We start from the raw sequence: 4,134 nt of genomic DNA, 5'->3' as shown, positions 1-4,134 counted from the left end.
GATTTCCAGGGTCCGTCAGGCAACAGATACCGCACGGATCGGGCGGCGTTCATGAGCCAGCGAAGTTTTCGGCGACGCGTTGCAATCTGGGTGGCGACCTTGCTGGCCGCCTATCTGGCGCTCGCCTATTTCGCCGCACCGGAATTCTGGACGTTTCACGATCGCGGCTTTCGCAAGCACAGCTTCGAGATGGTGACGCACACGCCACAAGGCATTCCGGGCGATCCCATCAATGTCGGTCTTGTCGGTACGCGAAAGGCAGTAGTGCACGCCTTCGCCGTCGCCGGCTGGGACACCGCCGACGCCGTGACCCTGAAGACCGCGATCGAGATCGGTGAAAGCGTGCTGTTCGACCACCCCTACCCCGATGCGCCGGTCAGCAGGCTGCTGTTCGATGGCCGCGCCCAGGATCTCGCCTTCGAAAAGCCGGAGGGCCTCAGCGCCGACCGCCGGCATCATGTCCGCTTCTGGCAGACCGATGCAAGCGGCGACGATGGCCGGCCGCTGTGGCTGGGCTCGGCCAGCTTCGATCGCGGCGTCGGCCTCAGCCACGACACCGGCGCCGTCACCCACCATATCGGCCCCGACATCGACGCCGAGCGCGATTTCCTGATGCGCGACCTGGCCACCGCCGGCACGCTGATCTCGACCAGCGATATATCGGGCGTCGGCGCCACCAGTACGGGACGCAATGGCGGCGGCGATCCCTATTTCACGGATGGCGAGGCAATTGTCGGCGTGTTGAAGCAGTTGCCCTGACCATCGCAAAAGTCAGTTCGTGGTGATCACGATCTTGCCGAACGGCCCTTTCTCCAGATGCTGCAAGGCTTGCGGCACCTCGTCGAAGCCAAAGAGCTTGTCGATGACCGGCTTGATCGCCAGCGCCTCGATCGCCTGATTCATACGTTCGAAGGCGCGGCGATGGCCAACCGACAGGCCCTGCACGGTGATGCGGTTGCGCATGAAGGGCATGATAGGGAAGCTGAGCTCCATCGCGCCCAACAGGCCGATGATCGACAGCCGACCGTCGGCGGCGAGCGCATTCAGCGATCGCCGTGCATTGTCGCCGCCGACCATTTCCAGCACGTGGTTGACGCCCAGCCCATTCGTCAGCTCACGCACGGCCTCATCCCAGGCCGGTTGCGTGCGGTAGTTGATCCCTTGCCAGGCGCCGAGCTTTCTCGCCCGCTCAAGCTTTTCATCGCTGCTTGAGGTGACGATGGCGCGCAGGCCGAACGCGGTGGCGAACTGCAGCGCAAACAGCGACACGCCGCCGGTGCCCTGGATCAGAATGGTCTGGCCCGGCACCGGTCTGGTCGCTTCGGCCATGGCGAACCAGGCCGTCAGCGCCGCGATCGGCAATGTCGCGGCCTCGAAATCGCCGAGCGATGGCGGCGCCAGCACCGCGGCGTCCTCGCCGAGAATGACATGGTCGGAAAGCATGCCCGACAGCGACGACCCCAGCGTGTGCTTATGCAGCACCGGCGGTGCGTCGCCATCCGGCCAATCGGCGATCACCTGGCCGAGCACGCGCTGGCCGACCTGAAAGCGGCTGACCGCACTGCCGACGGCCACCACTTCACCCACCGCGTCGGATGTCGGCACGAAGGGAAAGGCAAGGTCTGGGATCAGCACGCCGTCTACGATCATCTTGTCCTTGTAGTTGAGCGACACGGCCTTGGTCCGCACCAGCAAATCGTGCGGCCCTGGCTCGGGCACCTTGCCTTCCACCTGGCTTAGCCTCGACAGGCCAAAACCGCTCATCTGCCAGGATCTGTTGATTGGGGTGCTCATGTCGTGTCGCGCTCCGTGCGTTGATGCCAGGCGAGACATTTATGCCTTTCGACTATAGAAAATAGTGCTTCCGTGCGGTATAATTTGACACTGATTGCGGATTAAAAGTCGACAATAGGAAATCGCCATGGAAACGGCCGACCTGCAAGGCATCGTCGCGTTTGTTCAGGCGGTGGAGGCCGGCAGCTTCACCAGCGCCGGCGAGCGGCTGCATGTGACGAAGTCGGCGATCGGCAAATCGATCGCGCAGCTGGAGCAGAGACTCGGCGTCCGCTTGCTGAACCGCACCACCCGCAGCCTCAGCCCGACCAGCGAAGGCGTCAGCTATTATGAAGCCTGCGTCCGGGCCCTTGCCGAGATCGAAGCCGCACAGTCGCTGCTTGCCTCGCGCCGTCAGGTCCCGTCTGGCCGGCTTCGGATCGACGTGCCGCTGGCCTTCGGCCGACGCTGCGTCGCCCCCGTGCTGTTCGAGATTTCGAAGAAATTTCCGGACCTGACGGTGGAAGTCTCCTTCAATGACCGCCGCGTCGACCTGATCGAGGAGGGCATCGACCTGGCGATCCGCATGGGCGAACTCGACGACAGCCTGTCGCTTGCGGCCAGGCGCCTCTACGCCCAGCGCTCGGCCATATGCGCGGCTCCCGACTATCTCGACAGGCATGGCCGGCCGCAATCGGTCGAGGATCTCGCCGATCACAGCGTCATTGGCTACGGTCGCGAGGGCATCGTCCGGCCCTGGGTGATCAGGCATTCCGACGGCCATCTCGCAACCTTCATGCCCAAGGCGCGACTCGTTCTCGGCCATGGCGAACCGATGCTGGATGCAGCGCTCGCCGGCTGCGGCATCGCCTTCCTGCCGACATGGCTGGCCGCCGACAGCCTCAAAAGCTGCGATCTCGAAATGGTGCTGTCGGACTGCCTGGTCGAGAACATCGTCGTGCATGCCGTCTGGCCGGTAACGCGCGCGCTCACGCCAAAGGTACGGGTTGTCGTCGACGCCCTCGTCGAACATTTTTCGGCGCCGCCCTGGGATGCCGCGTGACCGAAATGCCGGTCATTTCTCAAAAATCACGTCGGACTATTTTCGAAGACCGCGCCGCAATGCTATTGACCGCTCATGTTATACGTAGAAATCGCTATCGTGGTCGTCCTCATCTGTGTGAACGGCCTTCTGTCGATGTCCGAACTTGCCATCGTCTCGTCGCGACCGGCCCGCCTGAAAGCGATGATCGACCGAGGCATCAATGGCGCCGGCCGCGCGCTCGAGTTGGGTTCCAATCCCGGCAAGTTCCTGTCCTCGGTGCAGATCGGCATCACCCTGGTCGGCGTCCTCTCCGGCGCCTTTTCCGGCGCCACGCTCGGCGAACGGCTGGCGCAGTTCCTGGCCTCGACCGGCATCCGCGAGACCGTCGCCGATCCGCTCGGCGTCGGCATCGTCGTCGCCATCATCACCTATTTCTCGCTGATCGTCGGCGAACTGGTGCCCAAGCAGATCGCCTTGCGCGACCCAGAGCGGGTCGCCGCCAGGGTCGCTCCGGCAATGACCATCCTCGCCACCGTTTCGGCGCCGCTGGTCTTCCTGCTCGATTTCTCCGGCCGCACCATCCTGTGGCTGCTCGGCCAGCGCGGCGAAAGCGAGGAGAAGGTCACCGATGAGGAGATCAAGATGCTGGTCGCCGAGGCCGAGCATCACGGCACCATCGAATCCGACGAGCGGCGCATGATCGCAGGCGTCATGCGGCTTGGCGACCGCGCCGTGCGCGCGGTGATGACGCCGCGCACCGAAGTCGACTGGATCAATCTGCAATCCGACGAGGCGGCCATCCGCAAGCTGCTCATGGAAACCCAGCATTCGCGCCTGCCGGCAGGCGACGGCGGCGTCGACGTCATGGTCGGCGTCGTCCAGACGCGTGACGTGCTGGCCGCACTGCTTGCCGGCCGCGTGCTCGACCCGCGCAGGCATGTGCGCGCAGCCCCCATCGTCTACGACCAGGCCGACGCGCTGGATGTGCTGCAGAAGCTGAAGGAATCCGACGTGCCGATGGCGCTGGTGCATGACGAATACGGCCATTTCGAAGGCATCGTCACCCCGGCCGACATTCTGGAAGCCATCACCGGCGTGTTCCGCGCCGACACCGACGCCGGCGATGAGGAAAACGCGGTCAAGCGCGAGGACGGCTCGTGGCTGCTCGCCGGCTACATGCAGGCCGACGAGATGGCCGACATTCTCGGCATCGACCTGCCGGAAAACCGCGATTACGAAACCGTCGCCGGTTATGTGCTGTCGCACATGCATCATCTGCCGGCGACTGGCGAATGCGTCGACGCGCAGGGCTGGCG

At 64.3% G+C, this 4,134-nt stretch carries 4 protein-coding genes; 3 read left to right on the top strand and 1 reads right to left on the bottom strand.

All coding sequences use genetic code 11. From position 1 onward, the window contains the following. The first annotated feature begins 51 nt into the window (after positions 1-51). Positions 52-759, top strand: coding sequence for an LssY C-terminal domain-containing protein (locus tag EN939_RS23505; protein ID WP_127270044.1), 708 nt, complete (start codon positions 52-54; stop codon positions 757-759). 12 nt (positions 760-771) lie between these two features. Here the strand turns inward: EN939_RS23505 and EN939_RS23500 are convergent, their stop codons facing one another. Then, the gene (locus EN939_RS23500) at positions 772-1,794 is read right to left on the bottom strand and encodes a zinc-dependent alcohol dehydrogenase family protein (RefSeq protein ID WP_127270043.1); all 1,023 of its coding nucleotides are present in this window, start codon (positions 1,792-1,794) and stop codon (positions 772-774) included. 127 nt (positions 1,795-1,921) lie between these two features. Here EN939_RS23500 and EN939_RS23495 point away from each other — a divergent pair, with 127 nt between their 5' ends. Together EN939_RS23495 and EN939_RS23490 are read left to right on the top strand one after the other, a co-directional pair. Next, the gene (locus EN939_RS23495; RefSeq protein ID WP_127270041.1) at positions 1,922-2,836 is read left to right on the top strand and encodes a LysR family transcriptional regulator; all 915 of its coding nucleotides are present in this window, start codon (positions 1,922-1,924) and stop codon (positions 2,834-2,836) included. A 75-nt stretch (positions 2,837-2,911) separates the two neighbouring features. Continuing rightward, positions 2,912-4,134: hemolysin family protein (locus tag EN939_RS23490; protein WP_164751164.1), on the top strand; the 1,223-nt coding region annotated here is incomplete at its 3' end.

The organism is Mesorhizobium sp. M7A.F.Ca.CA.002.05.1.1, from assembly GCF_003998335.1.
In the GTDB taxonomy this organism is placed as follows: Bacteria; Pseudomonadota; Alphaproteobacteria; order Rhizobiales; family Rhizobiaceae; genus Mesorhizobium.
This window is presented reverse-complemented; position numbering and strand designations above follow the sequence as displayed.

Coding starts and splice junctions, on each gene's coding strand:
- EN939_RS23505 (WP_127270044.1), top strand. CDS start 52: ATGAGCCAGCGAAGTTTTCGGCGACGCGTTGCAATCTGGGTGGCGACC.
- EN939_RS23500 (WP_127270043.1), bottom strand. CDS start 1,794: ATGAGCACCCCAATCAACAGATCCTGGCAGATGAGCGGTTTTGGCCTG.
- EN939_RS23495 (WP_127270041.1), top strand. CDS start 1,922: ATGGAAACGGCCGACCTGCAAGGCATCGTCGCGTTTGTTCAGGCGGTG.